The following is an 18,243-nucleotide window of genomic DNA, read 5'->3' as shown; positions in this document are numbered from 1 at the left end:
GGGCACCTGACGCTGCGCGACCTCCAGGCCATGCTGGAGAGCTGACCGCCGTACGCGCCGACGCCCACGGACCAGACGTCCGTGGGCGTCGGCGTGTGCGCCTTCGGTGCTCGGAGTCCCACTGCCAGGCCCATCCTGCGGAACGGCCAGCGAAGTCGCCGGGCCACCTGTCGGGACGCGACCAGCGGCCCTGCCCTGGAGTCGGCCGGGAGGGGCGAGGGCGCGGGGACCGACCCTTTGAGCATGAAGGCCCCGATGGTTGCGCCGATCCCGCCGTACCTGTCGCCAGAGCGCCTGGAGCACCTCCAGCAGCTCGCGGACGCGTCCCGGCTGCGGGCGGCGCTGTACCCGTCGCCGAAGCCGCCGCCGGCCTGGCGCTGCTCGCGCCGCTCAAGGTGTACCCCAGTGGCCGACCGAACCCGTGGCGCACCGCGCGCCTGCGCCGCCGTCAGAAGTGAGTGGACACGGTGGACCCCACCGCGCATCCGGAGCGACGACGATGTCCCGGAGAGTGAGCTGCCGCCAACTTGAAGTGGCAGGTCAAAGGGCTGGCGTGACCGGCTCTCGGGGCACTCGTGCTGGTCGTGGGCGGCTGTCTGCGGAGTAGATCGTCCGTCAGTGGTCGGCTTGCCGGTTCCTGTGGCCGGACGGCGATGGCTCTCTTTGAGAATCCTCACCGCATGCTCTGTTGCTCTCCAGGCCTGCTCACCTTGTTTCCCACCGGGAAGCGTGCAGCCGACTGCGGGCGGGCGCCGCCCCAGACGCCTCCTCCGCCTTGACTGGACCTGACAAGGTTCGTTAGTACTTCATTATGAAGTACGTAACTAACTCGGGCGAGCTCTCCCGCGATGCGAACGGGCTGCTCCATGACCCCCAGGTCCGCGCGTCGATGGCCGAGTTCGCGGCAGGAGGCGGCATCCTCCGTCTGGAGGCGGCGGCCGCCGCGCGTGCCGCGCACAAGTCCGTCGAGCGGCTTCGCGCACAAGGCTCGGAAGGCCGTGGCCTCAGCACTGGAGCAGTCGACGTCCTGATCCGGTTGCGCACTCTCGGCGCGGCCGGTGCACATCTCGGCAACCTCGCACGCTCTGCAGGTATGACCGCCCGCAACGCCACCGGCCTGGTCGACACGCTCGAATGCCAAGGACTCGTACGGCGCGACCCCGACCCAGCAGATCGCCGATCCGTCCTCGCCCGCATCACCCCCGCCGGCCTGACGTGGCTGGACGAGTTCCGGGCGCCGACGCAGAGGGCGATGGCGGCACTGTTTCACGGATTCACCGACACCGAACTTCACCAACTCCGCCACCTGTGCCTGCGCCTCGTTCAGAACCAGCAGCGCATCGCCGCCCACCTCACTGCCACCGAAGGAACCACCCCCGCATGACAAGTGCCACGACCACAACACGCACCACCGTCCGCACCTACCACCAGGCCCGATTCCGCGGCGACGTCCCCGCCGCGGTCCGCATTCTCGCTGAGCCCTTCCATTTCCAAAGCCCCCTGCTGACTTCCGACAGCCCGCACGACCACCTCAACGGGCTGGACGCCTTCCTGGGGATCGTGAACGGCGTCGATCTGGTCAGCGAACTGTACGGCGAGAGCGAAGCCGTCCTGCTCTACGACGTCCACACCTCGGTTCCGGCCATCGGAACCCAGCGCACAGCCGAACACTTCCACCTCACCGACGGCCGGATCGACACCATCCGCCTAATCTTCGACGCCACTGCCTGGCACGCCGTCATGCAGGCCGTCACCCCGTCCTGACACCGAACACGGCCTGGCGCACCTCAACGGCGCCGGGCGGGCGCCCCCACGTGGCTCGTGCAAGTGTGCGGCCATGGGGATTTCCGGAAATCCCCGTCAACGGCTTTCTACGATCTGTGCATGCTGGATTCCGAGCTGCTGGAACGGATCACCGCGCGGCGCGCCGAGCTGGACGAACTCGAAGAGCACCTGGCCAAGCAGTTGGCCGAGGTGCGAGCCGAGCGGGACGACCGCAAAGCTTGCCGAGGAACGCGCCTCGGTCGCGCGATATCCGGGCAGGTGGACGGCCGGGCGGTGATGCTGATCCCACGCCGCGAACCGGGCATGGAGGAGGACAAGCTCCCGCAGGACTACCAGCGCATCATCGCTGTCGTGCGGCAGGCCGCCGGACCGGTCATGGCCCGGCAGGTCGGCGATGCCCTGGGTATCGACGTCAGCGTCCGGGCCAAGCTGGAATCGCTGCGTGGGAAGCTGGTCAGACCGTTGATCGCGGATGGCTGCGGAAACTGCCCGACGGCCGCGATGGAGAGTGCACAGCATCCGATGTCCACCGCCGCAAAGCGTCGAGGCCGAGCACCTGGAGCGAGACGAAGTCGGGGCGGGGCCGGTGGCGGGCATGATGATGCTCCTTCTCTTCATGTCAGACCTGACGCAGGCCAATCTCACGTCTCGCGGCCGATGGAGCCTGGAGAAGGCGACGGTAGCGGTCCGGTCCGTCGAGGTCAGAATGCTGGCCGGTATGACCGAGGCCGAGCAGTCGGGCGCGTTCCGGATCCTGCAGAGCGTGATTCATTCCCTGCGCGATGGCAACGACGGTGCATAGCTCGTTCCTCGGCGCACGTCCCGCCGCGCCCGGACAGGAGTGCAGCCGGGCGTGGGAACCCGCGCAGGCGACCTCGAAAACCGACAGCCCCCGACTACACCCACAGGTCGCCGCGACGGCACAGCTCCACTATCTCGGCCTTGAACTCCGGCGTGAACGAGCGGCGAGCGCGACGAGGCTTCTTCCCCATGCTCTCCATGAGGGACATCCTCCCGGAGACGACCCCCTGATCTCGAATGTCCGTCGAACCGGAGCAAGCTCAGTGAGGCAGTTTGAGTTCCTCGGTCAAGGCTTCCAGTTCCTCCAGGCGGCCGGTCGAGCTCGTGAGGTGGGGGACTGTGGCGACAAGGACGAGTTCGGTGACGGCCACGACGTGGGTCAGGGGGGCGATCGGGCCAGCCGCCTCTCTGGGGAGCCGGAGGAGCACCTCGGCATCCCCGGCCAGGGGTGACTCCCAGGCGTCGGTGACCAGAACGAGCTGTGCCCCGCGCGCCCGGGTGGCTCGTACGAAGCGCGCGGTATTTTGTGAGTAGCGGCGGAAGTCGTACGCGACGACCACGTCGTGCGGGCCGAGGTCGACCACCACTCTGGCCTGGGCGGCCGCCCCGTCCGGTACCCGGTTCACGCGCGGGCGCAGCCCGGAGAGCTGCCGGACGAGGTAGTCGGCGGCGAGTTCGCTGAGCGGGCCACCGATGCCCCAGACGCTGCCGGCACCGGCGAGCAGCGCGCCGGTGCGGGCGAGGAGGGGTTCGGTCGCTGCCTCGATCGTGCCATTGAGCCCGGTGAGCAGATCCTGCGCGGCCTGGTTCGGCTCGGTGGGGGAGAAGCTGACGAACTCCCGCAGCCGGGACTGGTCGTGCTCCCTGCTCTGCGCGCGCACGGCAGCCTGGAAATCGGCGAAGCTGTTCCAGCCGAGCCGGGCGATGAGCCGGGACGCAGTGGGCGGACTGACTTTGGCCCGCTCGGCGAGTGAGCGCAGCGAGCCGAGTGCCGCGAAGGGATAGTCGTCGAGCAGCACCCGCACGATCGCCTGCTCGCCGCGCGGCAGTTCGGGATAGATCTCGCTGAGGCGCTTCGTCACCAGGTCTGGGCTGCGGGTCGGGTCGTACGACATGGTGCTTGATCGTACGCGGTGGTCGGATACTCATTGCATGAAACAATCGTTACGTTAACTCCTTCAGATCTGGGATAGAGTAACAATCGTGACTCTTGATTCTGTGAACACACTCGAGCCCGTACGGGCCGCTGCTCCTGTCTGGCAGGGCGTGATCAACGCCTACCGGGCCTGGATGCCGTCGGTGACTGACCACATGTCGATCGTGACCCTGCATGAGGGCAACACGCCGCTGATCCGGGCCGACCACATCTCCGGCCTCACTGACTGTGACGTGTGGCTGAAGGTGGAGGGCACCAACCCCACTGGCTCGTTCAAGGACCGTGGCATGACAGTGGCCGTCAGCAAGGCGGTCGAGGCGGGCGCAGACATGATCGTGTGCGCGTCGACCGGCAACACCAGCGCTTCGGCGGCCGCGTACGCCGCTCGGGCCGGTATCAAGGCCGTCGTCCTGGTCCCCAAGGGCGACATCACACTGGGCAAACTCGCCCAGGCGGTGCGGTACGGCGCCGAAATCGTCGAGGTGGCCGGCACGTTCGACGACTGCCTGCGGATTGCCCGCGAACTGGCGGACGAGCACCCGGTGGCCCTGGTCAACTCGGTGAACGACCACCGCCTGGCGGGACAGCAGACCGTGGCCTTCGAGATCGTGGACGCGCTGGGTGACGCCCCCGACCTCCACTGCCTGCCGGTCGGGGGCGCCGGGAACATCACGGCACTCTGGCGCGGCTACACGGCGTACGAGAGGGCCGAACGCGCCTCGCACCGCCCCCGGATCTGGGGCTTCCAGGCGGCAGGCGCGGCCCCGCTGGTCCTCGGCCACACCGTCGAGGCCCCCGAGACCGTGGCCACTGCTATCCGGATCGGCGATCCGGCGTCCCGGGATGGCGCGCTGGCCGCCCGTGACGAGTCGGGCGGCCAGATCACGTCCGTTTCCGACGAGCAGATCCTCGCGGCGTACCGCCTGGTCGCCCGCCATGAGGGCATCTTCGTGGAACCCGCGTCGGCGGTCGGCATCGCGGGCCTCCTCACCGAACACGCGGCGGGCCGCGTGCCCCCCGCGCAGCGCATCGTCATCACGGTCACAGGTAATGGTCTGAAGGACCCCGATGCGTCGATGCTGGACGGCTACGACCCGGTGGAGACATCTACGGTCACCACGGCCGTGGCCCGAGCTCTCAACCTGGCCTGACCCCCTGACCCCCTGACCCCCTGACCCCCTGACCCCCTGACCCCCTGGGTCCCTGGGTCCCTCGCCGAGCGCCCGGGCCTGTTGAGGCGCTTTGAACCCGGGACCATCAGGAGTTGGGGATGAGGCGGCTGGCTTCGGCGGATGACGCATGTCGTCCAGGCCCGGGAGCCGGTCGTCGTCCCCGTCGAGTACGCGGAGAATCTCACCGACCGGCCGGCGCCTCAGGCCTGGTCGATCGCTTCGACCAGGCCGGGCAGGAGGTCGGGGCGGTGGTAGTCAGCCAGCACCTGATGGACCGCGACGCCCCGCACCCGGAAGGGAGAAGTTCGCTCCCCGTGCAGCATCGTCGACATCACGTACTGGTACTTCGCGAGCTGTTCACCGACGTTGTCCTACGAAGCGATCAAGTCGCGTATCCCAATTAGCGGTCGAGTCGTCGCGGGGCTCCGGGCGGCGATGTTCTTTGGGTTATCCAACGGCGACAAGCTCACAGCCATACCCGGAACCCCCGGGTCCGCCGATCTTACGAATGACCGGCTCAGACCCACGCTTGGAAGGTAGGACAAGCTCAGTTCCAGACCTGGACCTCGGACGGGTTGATCGAGCCCGCGTGAGCCAGCTGGATGCGTACATACCGGCCGGAGGTGTTGACCGGGACCTCGGTGGCGCGGGCCGCCTGGTCCTGGATGCGTACCGCGTGGACGCCCGGCTGGGCGAGGACCTGGGCCAGTGTGCCGTCGACGAATGGCTCGTCGGAGACCAGGACGTAGAAGTCGGTCAGCTTCTCCTGGCTGGTGTTGCCCTGAGCCCAGACGGAGACCCGGCTGACCGGTTGCGACTTCTCCAGGTCGACCTGCCACCACGGGTTGGCGGAGGTGCCGGTCGCCGCGTAGTTGCCCAGGTTGCCGTCGTTGGCGAGGTTCGCCGTCTGGGTGCCCGACGTGGACGACTGGGTGGCCGGCTTGTCGAGGGCCGCGTTGGGCGCGATCAGCTCGATGTCCCTGCCGGGAGTGGCGCCGGATGCCCTTGCGACCGCGACCGCCTCGGCGGGCAGCGTACGGAGACCGGTCTGGTTGTCGTACAGTCGGCTGTCCTTGCCGACGGTGCAGTCGTTGTTGCCGTCGAAGGAGCAGAACGTGGTGTCGGCCCAGTTGCCGTAGCCCGTCAGGCTGTCGTGGAGGGAGTCGAGGTTGGCCGATACCCACTTGAAGCCGAGACGGGTCGCCACGTTGTTTCGGACGGTCACGTTGTCGGTGCCCGCGTCCAGGTAGTACGCGTTGCCGTTGTCGGACCGGTTGACGTAGTTGCCCTCGATGACCGAACCGTTGAGGTTGTTGGTGGTGTAGACGGCACCGCCGTCGAACATCTGTGTCTCGGCGCGCAGGACTTCGGTGATCCGGTTGTTGCTGATCCGGATGTTCGTGGCGACGTTCTGCCTGCCGGTGGAGGTCCAGCCCCAGCCGACGGACATGCCGGAGTATGGGGTGTGGTCGATGGTGTTGTGGTCGAAGACCGTGTTGATCTCGTTTCCCGCCCAGATGCCGACGGTGTCGGTGTAGTCGAGGCCGGTGTGGTCGACAGTGTTGTAGGCGACCGTGTTGTCCCGCGACTGCTCCGCCTCCGGCGGCGCGTGCCAGGTCGGGCCGAGATAGATGCCGCCGCCGGACGTATCGTGGATGTGGTTGCCGGTCAGGGAGGTACGGCGGCTCTGCTGGACGAGCAGGCCGGCGCCGCCCAGGCGGGTGAACTCGTTGTTCCGGAAGGTGATGTCCTCGGCGGCGGTGACCTGCACGGCGGCCTGCGGGAGAGTGCCGAAGCGGCCTGCGTTGTCGGGCGCCTCGCCGGTCTCGCCGGTCAGGGTCATCCCGGCCTGCGTGGCCGCGTAGCCCTCACCGGTGCCGGGGCGCAGGAAGGTGGCGTCGGTGAAGGCGATGCCTTCGAAGGAGAGGCCGCGCACCCGTTGGTCCGGGGTTCCGGTAATCGTGAGGAGGCTCTCGATGGCCGGGGCGGTGACCTTCGACTTCTTCAGGTTCTCACCGGCGCGCGGCTTGTAGTAGATGCGGTGGGCAGTACGGTCGAGATGGAACTCGCCGGGTTCGTCGAGGAGTCCGTACGCGTTGACGGCGTACGTGACCCCGCCGCCGTACGCCTCCCAGGTGGCGCCGTTCCAGTCCGGATGGATCCGGGGCGTCCTGGCGGCGTTCTTCCAGCAGGGCTGGGCCATCCTGATCAGGTCGCCCTCGATGCCGGCTACCGGGCAGTGGTAGTCCTTCCACCGGACATGGCGGACCAGTTCCAGTTGTGAGACGTCACCGAGCTTGGCGTACGAGGCGACTCCCGCACCCTTGAGACCGTCGGCCGTCCACGCGCAGGTGCTGGTCGAGCAGCCGCTGGTGGGGTGCTTGTAGTCGGAGCGGGCGAGGATCGCGCGCTTGCCGTCCACGTACAACTGGCGGGTGTCGAAGTCGGCGGGGGCCGACCAGATGCCGTTCTCCGCATCGGAGACCTTCCAGCCGTTCACCGTACGGGCACCGCTGAAGGTGACATCGGCGCCGGGGGCGGCGCGCCAGGTGATGGTGTGTCCGACGGGCGCGGAGTCCTGCGGGCCGAAGCCGAGCGGTCTGTCCAACCGGTAGGTACCTCCGGCCAGTTCGATGACGATGTCGCGGTTGATGCCGCCCGCGACGGCGTCGCGGACCTTCCGCTGCGCACGCTCGGGCGAGCAGGGGTTGTTGTGGTTACAGGCGTGGGACGTGGCGACGGGGGCGACGTGGAAGACCGTGGGTCCGGTGCCCTTCCCGGCCGCCGGGGCGGCCTCGGCGGCCGGGGCCAGGGATGTGGCGGCGGTCAGGAGTGCGGCGGTCAGGGCCAGGCACGCGAGGGGTGGTCTGAGGGGCAGGGGCATCAAGTCTCCAGGGAATGAGAGCGTGGGATCTGCCTAGTGCGCCATTTTATTATTTGTACCTTCTCAAATAACGCGGGCTGATCCTGCCCTCGGACCCAACGTGACGTCAAGAGGTCAGGCCTGAGCGGAAACCTCGAACAGTCGCTTCTCCACTCTGTCCAGCGCGAGTCGTACCGCGCCTGTGGCGACCGACCGGTCGCCGAGCCGGGAGGCGACCACATCCACCGGGAACAGGCACAGGCCGTCGAGGCGGTCACGCAGCGGGTCCAGCAGGAGGTCGCCGGCGAGGGAGACCCCGCCGCCGATCACGACGAGTTCGGGGTCGAGGGCCAGCACCATCGCGGCGACGCCCTGGACCAGGTCGTCCGCATAACGTTCCAGCGCCTCAAGGGCGCTCGCGTCGTTGTCGCGTACCGCCGCGAACAGATCCTCCGCGTCGCCCCGGCCCTCTCCCAGCCAGCCGAGGGGGTGGGCGGGGGCGGTGTGCCAGCGGGAGGCGGGGAGGTTGCCGATCTCGGCCGACGCGCCGTTGCGGCCGGTGTGCACCCGGCCGTCGATCAGCGCGCCCGCAGAGATGCGGCGGCCCGCGTGGATGTAGAGCACGTCGCGGGCCTGGGTCGCGGCGCCGCGCCAGTGCTCGCCCAGGGCGGCGAGCTTGGTGTCGTTGCCCGCGATCACCTCGGCGCCGAACGGCTCGGAGAACGAGCCGGGCAGGTCGGTGCCGGTCCAGTCGGGGAGCAGCGAGCTCAGCCGGACCGTACCCGCGGCGTCGACGACACCGGTGGCGCCGACGCCGACCGCCTGCACGTCTGCGGCGCGCAGCCCGGCGCCCCGCAGGGTGCGGTGGCCGAGCGTCCGGGCGGCCGCGATGCGGTCGGCGGCCGGGAGCTCGGGGGAGACCGCGGTCTGCCGGGTGGCGAGGACCTGGCCGCCGAGGTCGGTGACCACGGCGAGGACCTTGTGGGCGCCGATGTCGAGGCCGAGGACGCAGCCGGCCTCGGCGCGGAAGCGGTAACGCTTGGCGGGGCGGCCGACCTGACGGCGGCCGTCGGTGGGCGGCGCGACCTCCTCCACCCAGCCCTGTTCGACGAGGCCGGTGAGCGCGTTCTCGACGGTGGCCCGGGTGACGGTGGTGGACTGCACCAGCTCGGTCAGCGTGAGCGTCTTCGCCTCGTACAGCACGCGCAGCACGGCCGCCGCGTTGAGGCGGCGCAGCAGGGACGAGTCTCCCCCGGCAACAGTCATGTGGTGTCGATCCCTTGACTCCATGCGGATGAGCGCTGCACTATCAGCGCACTGTTATTTGAGAAGGTACCAAAAATATTCAGCGGCGCTGCTGACCTTCCGAATCGAGGACCACCAAGTGAACCGCATCGCGCGCCTAGCTGTTGCCGTAACCGCTCTGAGCACCACGGCCGTCGCCTGTTCCCCGGCCGGATCCGACACCACGGGCGGGGACGGAGGCGGGAAGGGTAGCAGGACGATCACCTTTCTCACCTTCGAGACCCCCAACCTGGACGCGAAGTACTGGGACGCCGCCATCGCGCGGGCCGAGAGCAAGGTCCCCGGGCTGAAGGTCAAAAAGCTCGTCGCGCCCAGCACCGACCGCACCGGTTACGCCAAACAGCTGCTGGCCTCCGGCCAGTTCCCGGACGTGATGATCTCCGTGTCCCCGGTCGGCTTCGCCGAGGCCGGAGAGATGGCGCCGTGGACGGACAAGGAGCTGGGATCCTTCACGTTCCCGCAGTCCAACCCCATCGGTGGCAAGATCTACCAACTGCCCTACAACACCCAGCCGACGCCGCTCGTCTACTACAGCAAGAAGCTGTTCACGAAGGCCGGTATCACTGCACCGCCCACGACGTACCAGGAACTCCTCGACGACTCCGCGAAGCTCAAGGCAAAGGGCATCGACCCGTTCGTGGTCGGCGGTGGCGGCAAGGACGCCTTCGCCTCCTCCTATCTGTGGACCGCGCTCGTCGGCACGGACGTCTACAAGAAGACGCCGGACTGGATGGCGCAGCGTCGCGCGGGCAAGGTGAAGTTCAACGACGCCGACTTCAAGGGCGCTACGGACAAGTTCGTCGGCCTGGTCAAGAAGGGCTACGTCGACAAGGCCGGGCTCTCGCGTGACTACGCCAACACCGAGAAGGCGTTCCTCGGTGGCAAGGGCGCGATGTACCCGATGGGTACCTGGTTCGCCATCGCGGCCGACAGCAGCGAGATGAAGGACGACATCGGCGTCTTCGCGTTCCCGACCGACGACGGCTCCCCGGCCGTCGCCTCGTACACCGGTGGCGGCATGTCCGTCTCCGCGAAGTCCAAGAACCTCAAGGAGGCGAAGGAGTTCGCGCTCGCCTTCCAGCAGGACAAGGTCAACCAGGACGCGGTCGTCAAGAGCGACGGCGCCATCATCGCGATGAAGGACTACACCCCACCGACCGGCATGGGCCCCGTCTACAACGCCACGGTGAAGGTGTACGACGACGCCGCGAAGAAAAAGGGCGTCGTCAACGCCTTCCTCGTCGAGACCGGTGACGACTCGCTGCTCCCCGGCATGGTCGAGAAGTCGTACGCGCTGGCCCAGGACATCATCGCCGGCCACAAGAACGCCGACCAGGCGACGAAGGCCCTCGACGACGACTGGACGAAGGCTGACAACCGGTGACGGCCCCCCTGGTCAAGACGGAGCGCCGGCCCGCCGCGGACGCCGCTCCTGTCTCCCGCACCACAGCCGCCGCCCCCCGCCGCAGCCCCTGGCCCGCCGTTCGGCACCTCCTCGGCTTCGGCGCCCCGGGCCTGCTCGTCTACGCCTGCTTCGTGCTCGCCCCGATCGCGCTCAGTGTCGGCTACAGCTTCACCAACGCCAACCAGTTCGCCCCCGAGACCCACTTCACCGGCCTCGACAACTACACCCGGCTGCTCGGCGACGAGGAATTCCTCACCGCGCTTGAGGTGACGACGATCCTCACCCTCATCGTGGTGATCCTCCCCAATGTGCTCGGCCTCGCCGTCGCCATGCTCCTCGACCGCAGCGGCCGGCTGTACAAGGCACTGCGAAGCGTCTTCTTCGTACCCGTCGTACTCAGCGCGGTAGTCGTCTCCGTCGTCTGGCAGGCGATGCTCACCGACGACGGACTCGTCAACTCCGTACTACGCTCGCTGGGCGTCCACAGCCCGCCCGGCTGGCTCTCCGACCCCGACGTCGCGCTCTACTCGGTCGGCTTCATCATCAGCTGGCAGATGCTCGGCTTCTGCGCCGTCGTCTACCTCGCCGGACTCCAAGGCGTGCCGCAGGAACTGCACGAGGCCGCCGCGATCGACGGCGCTGGGCCGTGGCTGCGGTTCCGCAGGGTCACCTGGCCGATGCTGGCGCCCGCCCTGACCATCAACACCGTGATGCTCCTGATCACCGGCTTCAAGGCGTACGACCACATCCAGGTCCTCACAGGCGGCGGACCCGGTACCGGCACCACGGCGACCCTGGCCTTCTCCGTCATCCAGACCGGCTTCACCGCCAACCGGACCGGTGAGGCGTCGGCGATGGCGCTGATCATGCTGGTGATCGTCGCCGTGGTCTCCAGCGTCGTGCTGCGCTTCCTGCAGCGCCGTGAGGTGGACTTCTGATGCAACAACGTGAACGCGCGCCCTGGGTGCGTCCGGTGGTGGCCCTCCTCGCGACCGCCGTGTTCTTCCTGCCGCTCTACCTCGTACTCGCCAATGTCTTCAAGCACGGCAAGGACATCACCGAGTCCCCGGCCGCGCTGCCCTGGCCGCCGACGCTCGAGAACCTCTCCGCCGCGCTGTCCCGGCCCGACCAGCTGTTCTGGAACGGTCTGATCAACAGCCTCACCATCACCTTCGTGTCGATCGTCCTGCTGACCGTCTTTTCCGCGATGCTCGGCCACTACCTGTGCCGCAGCCGCAGCAAGGCCACCCGGATCACCATGCTGGTGCTGCTCGCCGGGCTGATGATCCCGCCGCAGGTGATCCTCGTCCCCGTCACCGACATGCTCCAGCTCACCGGGATGATGGCCACCCTCCAGGGCATTGTCGCGTTCAACGTCGGCTACTACGTGCCGTTCGGCGTCTTCGTCTTCTCCGGGTTCATCCGCACCGTCCCGATGGAGCTTGAGGAGTCCGCCGCCATGGACGGCGCGGGCCGGTGGCGCACCTTCTGGCAGGTCGTCTTCCCGCTGCTGCGTCCCGCGACCGCCAGTGTGCTGATCTTCCTCGGGGTGTGGATCTGGAACGACTTCCTCAACCCGCTGATCATTCTCGGTCCGGCGGGCGGCACCACCGTCACCGTCGGCGTCTACCGGGCGATCGGCGAACACCAGCAGGACTTCGGCCAGGTCTTCGGCCTGATGTTCCTCGCCGCACTGCCCGTACTGCTCTTCTACATCGTCCTGCAGAAGCACTTCGTCAAGGGCCTCACCGGAGGGGCCGTCAAGGGATGACCGTGACCGTGACCCAACCGACAGAAACCGCACAGCAGTTCAGCAATCTGCGCGACCACCGGGGCCGCCCGCTGGACCGCCCGCTGACCCTCGTCCTGGCAGGCGCGGGCGCCCGCGGCACCGGGTACGCGGGGCTCGCCGCGGCCGGATCCACCCCTGTCTCCCTCGTCGCCGTCGCCGACCCCCGCACCGGCCGGCGCGACGAACTCGCCGACCTGCACGGCATACCCGCCGAACACCGCTACACCGACTGGCGCGACATCGCCGCCGGACCGCGCCTCGCCGACGCCGTGATCATCGCCGTGCAGGACGCCCAGCACCTGGAGGCCGCCGAGGCGTTCGCCGCCCGCGGGTACGACATCCTGCTGGAGAAACCCATGGCCATCAGCACCGAGGAGTGCAACCGGATCGCGGCGGCGACCGAGGCCGCGGGCGTCTCGCTGACGGTGTGCCATGTGATGCGGTACGCCCCGTACAGTGTGCGGCTGAAGGCGCTCGTCGACGCGGGACGGATCGGCGACATCGTCTCCATCGAACACCTGGAACCCATCGGCTACTGGCACTACGCGCACTCGTACGTACGCGGCAACTGGCGCCGAGAGGACCTCGCCAGCTTCGCCCTCCTCACCAAGTCCTGCCACGACATCGACTGGCTCGGCCATGTCGTCGGCCGACCGGTGGAAGCGGTGTCGTCGTTCGGCTCGCTCAGCCACTTCCGGCCGGAGAACGCGCCGCAGGGCGCGGGCGAGCGGTGTGTGTCCTGCGCGGTCGAGCGGAGCTGTCCGTACTCGGCGCGCAAGCTCTACCAGATCGGGCTGCGTGAGGGAGGCGTCAAGCGGTACTTCGCCAGGATCGCCTCCGACGAACTGACCGAGGAAGCCGTCGAACAAGCCATGGCCGAGGGCCCGTACGGGCGGTGCGTCTACCGCTGCGACAACGACGTGGTGGACCACCAGGTCGTCAACCTCCAGTACGAGGGCGGCGTCACGGTCTCCTTCACCCTCACCGCGTTCACCCCGCAGGAGAACCGCCACACCAAGATCTTCGGCACCCGTGGCCAGCTCACCGGCGACGGCCGCACCATCGAGATCTACGACTTCGTCACTGACGAACGTACCGTCATCGACACGGACAACGGCGGCGCGTCGGCGGCCGAGGGCCATGGCGGCGGCGACGCGGGCCTGGTCGAAGCCTTCGTCCGGGCCCACCACGAAGGACGGCCCGAACTGCTGCTCTCCGGGGCGAACGAGAGCCGGGACAGCCACCGGGTGGTGTTCGCTGCGGAGCAATCGCGAGTGACGGGGCACGTCGTACGGCTCTGATCCGTACCCCGTCATCAGGAGACGGGAGGACCGCCCTCCCGGGCACCACGCCACCACCAGGGAAAGGGAAGGCACATGGGACGTGCACGCGCATGGAGCACTGCCGTCGGGGCAAGTGCGGTGGTACTGAGCATCGGCATCGCGGCGGCTGTGCCGGCCAATGGCGCGCAGGGCCTTGAAGCGACGTCCGCCCGAACGGCTCCACACGGGACTCATACCGCGACAGAGATAACGGCCGGATACCTGACCATCGGCCTGGACTCCACCGGGACCGTGACCGGTCTCAGGGATTCCCGGACCGGAACCGACTACCTGGCACCCGGAAAGTCCGCCTCCCTGGTCAGCCTCGTGATCGACGGCCAGCAGGTACGACCGACCGCGGTGACCCCCTCCAGGAGCCACCGCGGTCTCCTGACCTTCACCAACCCGAAGGCCGGCTTCGCGGTCGACGTGAAGGTGGAGAACAAGGGCGGTTACGCCACGCTCGAAGCGGTGAGGGTCAAGGGCCCGGCCGGGGCGGATGTGCAGACACTGCTCTGGGGCCCGATGGCGACATCCCTCACACAGACCATCGGTGAAACGGTCGGCGTGGTCCGCGACAACGACTTCGCCATCGGACTGAGGCCGCTCACCGACCGGACCGAAGGCGCCTGGCCGCAGGAATACCAGCAGTTCGGCTGGGAGAGCGAAGTCGAGGACAACCCCTCCCGGCTGCAGGTGGCTCCCCACGAAGAATGGAGCGTCGCCGGCAGGACGGCATGGGGTTCAGTGTTGCGATCCTTCACCTACGACTACACGCGCGAACGCGAGCGCCAGAACATCGACGGCTACCGGATCCCGGTCGGCCCGCTGCCCGGCGCCGACGCGTACGTCACCGGCTCCAAGGTCGCACTGTTCGGCGCCTCACCCGAGATGACCCCGACCGTGCTGTCGAACATCGCGACCGGGGAAGACCTGCCTTACCCGACGCAGAACGGTCAGTGGCAGAAGTCGGCCCAGGTGAGCAGCCAGTCCTTCCTCGTGCTCGGGGACCTGCGGACCGCCAACATCCCGACAGCCGCACGCTTCGCAAAGGCAGCAGGCATCGGCTACATCTACTCCCTGCCCAATGCGGTCGGACCGTGGCAGTCGACGGGGCACTACCAGTTCGACGCCCGCCTGGGCGGCAGCGACGCCGGGGCCGCGGCAGCGGTGGACATCGCCAAGGCCAACGGGGTACGGCTCGGGGTCCACACCATCTCGGACTTCATCAGCACCGACGACCCCTACATCGCATCCTCACCGGCTGACGACCGGCTCGCGACGGGAGGACACGCCACGCTGACCCGCCCGCTGTCGCCCGGCGACACCACTCTGTACCTCGACTCCGACGCGCTGCTCGCCGACGGAGTGTATGGCCGACTCCTGCGCATCGGTGACGAGTTCGTCGGATATGACGCGGCCCGGCAGGTCGGAGCCGAGTGGGAGGTGACCGGACTCCATCGTGCCCAGTGGAGTTCCGTCGCGGCCGACCACGCCACGGGGAACCGCACCGCCCGTGTGGTCACCAACGGCTACGGCGGCGCGATCGGCGGGCGCGGCATCATCAAGGAGATCTCCACCCGTCTGGCCACCGCCTGGAACAACACCGGCATCATGTCCAACTCCTACGACGGCGTGGAGTCCGCTTCGCAGTCCGGCTGGGGCTCCTACGGCCAAGCCCGGCTGATCAACGGTGCGTATAAGGGGAATCGGGCGAAGGACGGCTTCATCACCGAGACGAGCCGGATGACTTCCAACACGTGGGACGCGCTCACCCGGGCGAGCTGGGGCGAAGTAGGTGTGACCAGCATGAACCAGGTCTTCATCAACAACGCGTTCTACCAGGACAACTTCCTTCCAGGAATGCTGGGCTGGATCAAGCTGTCAGGCACGGAAGACCTGTTGAGCATCGAGGGCGTGCTGGCCCGGGGTGCCGGCCTGAACGCCGGCGCCGGCTTCCAGGCTTCGGTGGCCGGTCTCACCGCGAGCGGCAAGCAGGGTGAGCTGGTGCTCGACGCGATCAAGCAGTGGGACACGGCGCGCAACCTCGGTGCCTTCACCGAGGCACAGAAGGCACGCTTCCGCGACCAGTCCACCCACTGGCATCTCACGGTGACCAAGCCCGGCAAGGAGTGGTCGCTGCAGGAACTCGACACCGGTGGGAACCCGATCGGCTCCGCCCAGGACGTCACGACGCCGACTCCACGGCTGAGCTCCGCCCCGCTGCCGACGGCAACCACGCACGAGCTGTACGAGGCGAAGGTGACCACGAACACCCCGGCCACGGTCCGGTTCGAAGTGACCGGCGGCGCCCTGCCCAAGGGACTCCGGCTGAACAAGGACACCGGAGGCATCACCGGAAAGCCCGCTCGGGCCACAAAGGCCGCCTTCACCATCACGGCCCACAGCGCGGCCGGACTACCCGATGCGCAGGCCGACTACCGGATCACCGCACGCCCCTGATCCCATGCCGGCTCACCCGCCTCCGCCGCTGCTGGTCGCGTCGGGGGCGATGCCGGCTCGGTGGCCACATCACCCGCACTCGCCACAGGGGACGCCCCGCGCCCCTGCTCAACGGCGCCGCGAGAGCCGCGACTACCACCGGATGGTTCGCGGCGAAGCCCATCGCGGGTGACCGGGCACGTCGTACGGCCCCGCTCTGGTCCTGCCCCAGCCACGATGCCGAGTTTGACGAACCACGGGTCCGTCAGCGTTGCCCTGGCGGCCCCCCCGGGCCGTATTCCGTGCTGAACCAGGTCGAGCGGTGGTTGGGCCTGCTGACCGACAAACTCATCCGCCGCGGCGTCCATACTGTGGTGGCTGGGCTTGCGGTGGTCGGGTTTGCCGCAGTGCTTGTCGCGCTTGATGGTGGTGGGGTTGGTGTCCGTGTGGGTGGTGGTGTCGCCGCCTCCGGTGACCGTCGCCTCGCTCCGGAATTCTGTTCGGACGAACTCCCGGAACAGGATCACGCAGGGCCGCCGCGCGGCTTCGCCGTGCACCGGCTCGGCGTCGCCCGGATGGTGGCCACCGACCTGCTCGTGACGGCCGACTGACAGAACGCCGACGGGCGTGGACCCCGGACCGTTCCCACTCGATCCGAGGCCTCGCTCGTGCCTGCCGTCATTGTCGGCTCAGTTCTCGTACAGGGCGATGAGCCGGCCGACGAACCCACCCTTGCGCAGCCGGTCCAGCCCTTCGGGGGTCCGGTCCGGTGTGAGGCGTTCAGTAGCGGGTTGCCCTGGCCCGGATCTGCAGGAACAGCAGTGCGTCGTCGGGATCCAAGTGCTCGACAACCGACCCGACGGCACTGCTGCGCCCAGTTCACGCCGAGTGCAGTGAGGGCGGCGATGAGATGTTTTTTGCGGGTTCTACGTACGACTGCTGCGGATGCGTTCCTGGAGCGGGCCGCGGATCAGCCTGTCGGCCACTGCCACCACGGTCACGCTCAGGCTCCAGTCGATCGACACGCCGGATAGGTGGCCGGCGAGTCCGGGGCTACCTCGCCATGCCCACCTGCCCGTTGAGTTTTCCGGTCAGGGGTTGGCGTACTCGACACCGGTGAACGCGATTGCGGGAGCGCCGTGGCTGTTGGGCTCGCCGTGTGCCTCCACGGCGAAGTAGAAGGCTCCGTCCGTGGTGGGGAGGCAGAACTTCTTGCCCAGCAGTTTCTGGATGGAGAAGTCCGTGATCACCGGGCCGGGAGCCTCGCGGCATGCCTTGAGTGTCGTGGGCTGGGCATCGACGGCACGGACGAAACGGGCATCCGACCCGAGATAGAGGGAGGCCACACGGTCTTCGCAGCTTTCGATCTGATAGCTGATGGTCGCGCCGAAGATCGGCTCGTCCAGCTGCTTGGTGCTGTGTGATTCGCTTCCGTCCATCAGCGCGCGATGGGAGGTGTGGGAGACCTGCCCCAAGATATCGGTCTTCTCGTGGTACCCCACTTCGGCAGGGTAGGTGCCGACCTGAGTGCTGGTGTACTCGGCCATGACTCGATCGCGGAACCGAGAGACCTCCTTGCAGGTGGGAGGTTCCAAGATGCTCTGTTTTGTCTTCGATGCCCCAGTGTCGGACGGGTCGTCAGCCCGGGAAGGAGCACTCCGGGAGGCAGTCTCCGGGTTGTCGTCGCTGGGTGACGTCGAAGACGAGCAGCCCACTACTGTCAGTAATACCGCAGCAATGGCGGCCACGTACCGTAATTCGCCTGTCACACTTGCCTCCTCCAGGACACCAAGACACCAAGACACCAAGCAGTAAGAGCGTAGAACATGTCATCTCAAGGTGTCTCCCATGTGCCATACGAGGCAGGCGCCGTTTCAGCCAGTCGGCAATGAGGAGCTGCCTTGTGAGGCCGAAAGTACTGACTTCGGCTCCGCAGAGTGAAGTTTCCCGAAGTCCCTGATGGGCTCGGTGCGATGGCTTCCCGCACCGGCAGACCCCGCCCCGGGCGTACCGGACCCCGTACCGCCGACAGCAGCCCCGGGCCCCGTACCGCCGGCAGCGGCCCCCGTTATGTTTTTCGCGGTCCTGCAAGAGGGCCGCTGGCCTCCGGGCCCGGCATGGCTGTGTCCCCTTGTCGAACGGATGACCTGGGGGGTGGTGTCACCGGGCCCGGGAGGTGCCGTCGGAGACGCTGATGAGA

Annotated in this window: 15 protein-coding genes and 1 pseudogene; 10 read left to right on the top strand and 6 right to left on the bottom strand. The window is 68.0% G+C overall.

The genetic code is table 11. The features are described from left to right. Positions 1 to 811 precede the first annotated feature (811 nt). Positions 812 to 1,384 (top strand): MarR family transcriptional regulator, encoded by a 573-nt coding sequence (locus ABZ622_RS39780; RefSeq protein WP_360551910.1) that lies wholly within the window; start codon positions 812 to 814, stop codon positions 1,382 to 1,384. Then, positions 1,381 to 1,764: a hypothetical protein gene (locus tag ABZ622_RS39775; protein ID WP_360551908.1), complete on the top strand. Its 384-nt coding sequence runs from the start codon at positions 1,381 to 1,383 to the stop codon at positions 1,762 to 1,764. The genes ABZ622_RS39780 and ABZ622_RS39775 overlap by 4 nt, the downstream gene beginning before the upstream one ends. A 96-nt stretch (positions 1,765 to 1,860) precedes the next feature. Here the strand turns inward: ABZ622_RS39775 and ABZ622_RS39770 are convergent, their stop codons facing one another. Further along, positions 1,861 to 2,304 (bottom strand): hypothetical protein, encoded by a 444-nt coding sequence (locus ABZ622_RS39770; RefSeq protein ID WP_360551906.1) that lies wholly within the window; start codon positions 2,302 to 2,304, stop codon positions 1,861 to 1,863. A 121-nt stretch (positions 2,305 to 2,425) separates the two neighbouring features. On the opposite strand from ABZ622_RS39770, the pseudogene ABZ622_RS39765 reads away from it, so the two are divergent. Continuing rightward, positions 2,426 to 2,587: pseudogene (locus tag ABZ622_RS39765) on the top strand (MarR family transcriptional regulator); the annotation flags it as partial. A 259-nt stretch (positions 2,588 to 2,846) separates the two neighbouring features. On the opposite strand, the gene ABZ622_RS39760 reads toward ABZ622_RS39765, so the two are convergent. Then, positions 2,847 to 3,701: a MurR/RpiR family transcriptional regulator gene (locus ABZ622_RS39760; protein WP_360551904.1), complete on the bottom strand. Its 855-nt coding sequence runs from the start codon at positions 3,699 to 3,701 to the stop codon at positions 2,847 to 2,849. 103 nt (positions 3,702 to 3,804) lie between these two features. On the opposite strand from ABZ622_RS39760, the gene thrC reads away from it, so the two are divergent. Further along, positions 3,805 to 4,893 (top strand): threonine synthase, encoded by a 1,089-nt coding sequence (thrC, locus tag ABZ622_RS39755; protein WP_360551902.1) that lies wholly within the window; start codon positions 3,805 to 3,807, stop codon positions 4,891 to 4,893. Positions 4,894 to 5,114: 221 nt separating this feature from the next. On the opposite strand, the gene ABZ622_RS39750 is transcribed toward thrC, so the two are convergent. From ABZ622_RS39750 to ABZ622_RS39740, 3 genes are all read right to left on the bottom strand, one after another. Next, the gene (locus ABZ622_RS39750; RefSeq protein WP_360551900.1) at positions 5,115 to 5,246 is read right to left on the bottom strand and encodes a hypothetical protein; all 132 of its coding nucleotides are present in this window, start codon (positions 5,244 to 5,246) and stop codon (positions 5,115 to 5,117) included. A 215-nt stretch (positions 5,247 to 5,461) separates the two neighbouring features. Then, positions 5,462 to 7,798 carry a right-handed parallel beta-helix repeat-containing protein gene (locus ABZ622_RS39745; protein WP_360551898.1) on the bottom strand — a complete coding sequence of 779 codons (2,337 nt, stop codon included), beginning with the start codon at positions 7,796 to 7,798 and terminating at the stop codon, positions 5,462 to 5,464. 114 nt (positions 7,799 to 7,912) lie between these two features. Further along, positions 7,913 to 9,043, bottom strand: a complete 1,131-nt coding sequence (locus ABZ622_RS39740; protein WP_360551896.1) for an ROK family transcriptional regulator — start codon at positions 9,041 to 9,043, stop codon at positions 7,913 to 7,915. 118 nt (positions 9,044 to 9,161) lie between these two features. On the opposite strand from ABZ622_RS39740, the gene ABZ622_RS39735 reads away from it, so the two are divergent. The 6 genes from ABZ622_RS39735 (at position 9,162) to ABZ622_RS39710 (ending at position 16,654) form a co-directional block, all read left to right on the top strand. Continuing rightward, positions 9,162 to 10,466, top strand: a complete 1,305-nt coding sequence (locus ABZ622_RS39735; RefSeq protein WP_360551894.1) for an extracellular solute-binding protein — start codon at positions 9,162 to 9,164, stop codon at positions 10,464 to 10,466. Then, entirely contained in the window at positions 10,463 to 11,425 is a 963-nt protein-coding gene (locus tag ABZ622_RS39730) for a sugar ABC transporter permease (protein WP_360551892.1), read from the top strand. The genes ABZ622_RS39735 and ABZ622_RS39730 overlap by 4 nt, the downstream gene beginning before the upstream one ends. Continuing rightward, positions 11,425 to 12,258: a carbohydrate ABC transporter permease gene (locus ABZ622_RS39725; protein WP_360551890.1), complete on the top strand. Its 834-nt coding sequence runs from the start codon at positions 11,425 to 11,427 to the stop codon at positions 12,256 to 12,258. The genes ABZ622_RS39730 and ABZ622_RS39725 overlap by 1 nt, the downstream gene beginning before the upstream one ends. An 8-nt stretch (positions 12,259 to 12,266) precedes the next feature. Next, complete coding sequence (locus ABZ622_RS39720; RefSeq protein WP_360551888.1) at positions 12,267 to 13,580, top strand: Gfo/Idh/MocA family oxidoreductase; 1,314 nt, start codon at positions 12,267 to 12,269, stop codon at positions 13,578 to 13,580. Between the two features lie 273 nt (positions 13,581 to 13,853). Next, positions 13,854 to 16,064, top strand: a complete 2,211-nt coding sequence (locus ABZ622_RS39715; RefSeq protein WP_360551886.1) for an Ig domain-containing protein — start codon at positions 13,854 to 13,856, stop codon at positions 16,062 to 16,064. A gap of 281 nt (positions 16,065 to 16,345) precedes the next feature. Beyond that, on the top strand, positions 16,346 to 16,654 hold the full coding sequence (locus ABZ622_RS39710) for a hypothetical protein (RefSeq protein WP_360551884.1): 309 nt from the start codon (positions 16,346 to 16,348) through the stop codon (positions 16,652 to 16,654). A gap of 480 nt (positions 16,655 to 17,134) precedes the next feature. On the opposite strand, the gene ABZ622_RS39705 is transcribed toward ABZ622_RS39710, so the two are convergent. Continuing rightward, positions 17,135 to 17,590, bottom strand: coding sequence for a hypothetical protein (locus ABZ622_RS39705; protein ID WP_360551882.1), 456 nt, complete (start codon positions 17,588 to 17,590; stop codon positions 17,135 to 17,137). Positions 17,591 to 18,243 lie beyond the last annotated feature (653 nt).

The organism is Streptomyces sp. NPDC007164, from assembly GCF_040634135.1.
Lineage (GTDB): Bacteria > Actinomycetota > Actinomycetes > Streptomycetales > Streptomycetaceae > Streptomyces > Streptomyces sanglieri.
The sequence above is the reverse complement of the archived record's forward strand: the minus strand, read 5'-3'. Positions and strand labels throughout refer to the sequence as shown.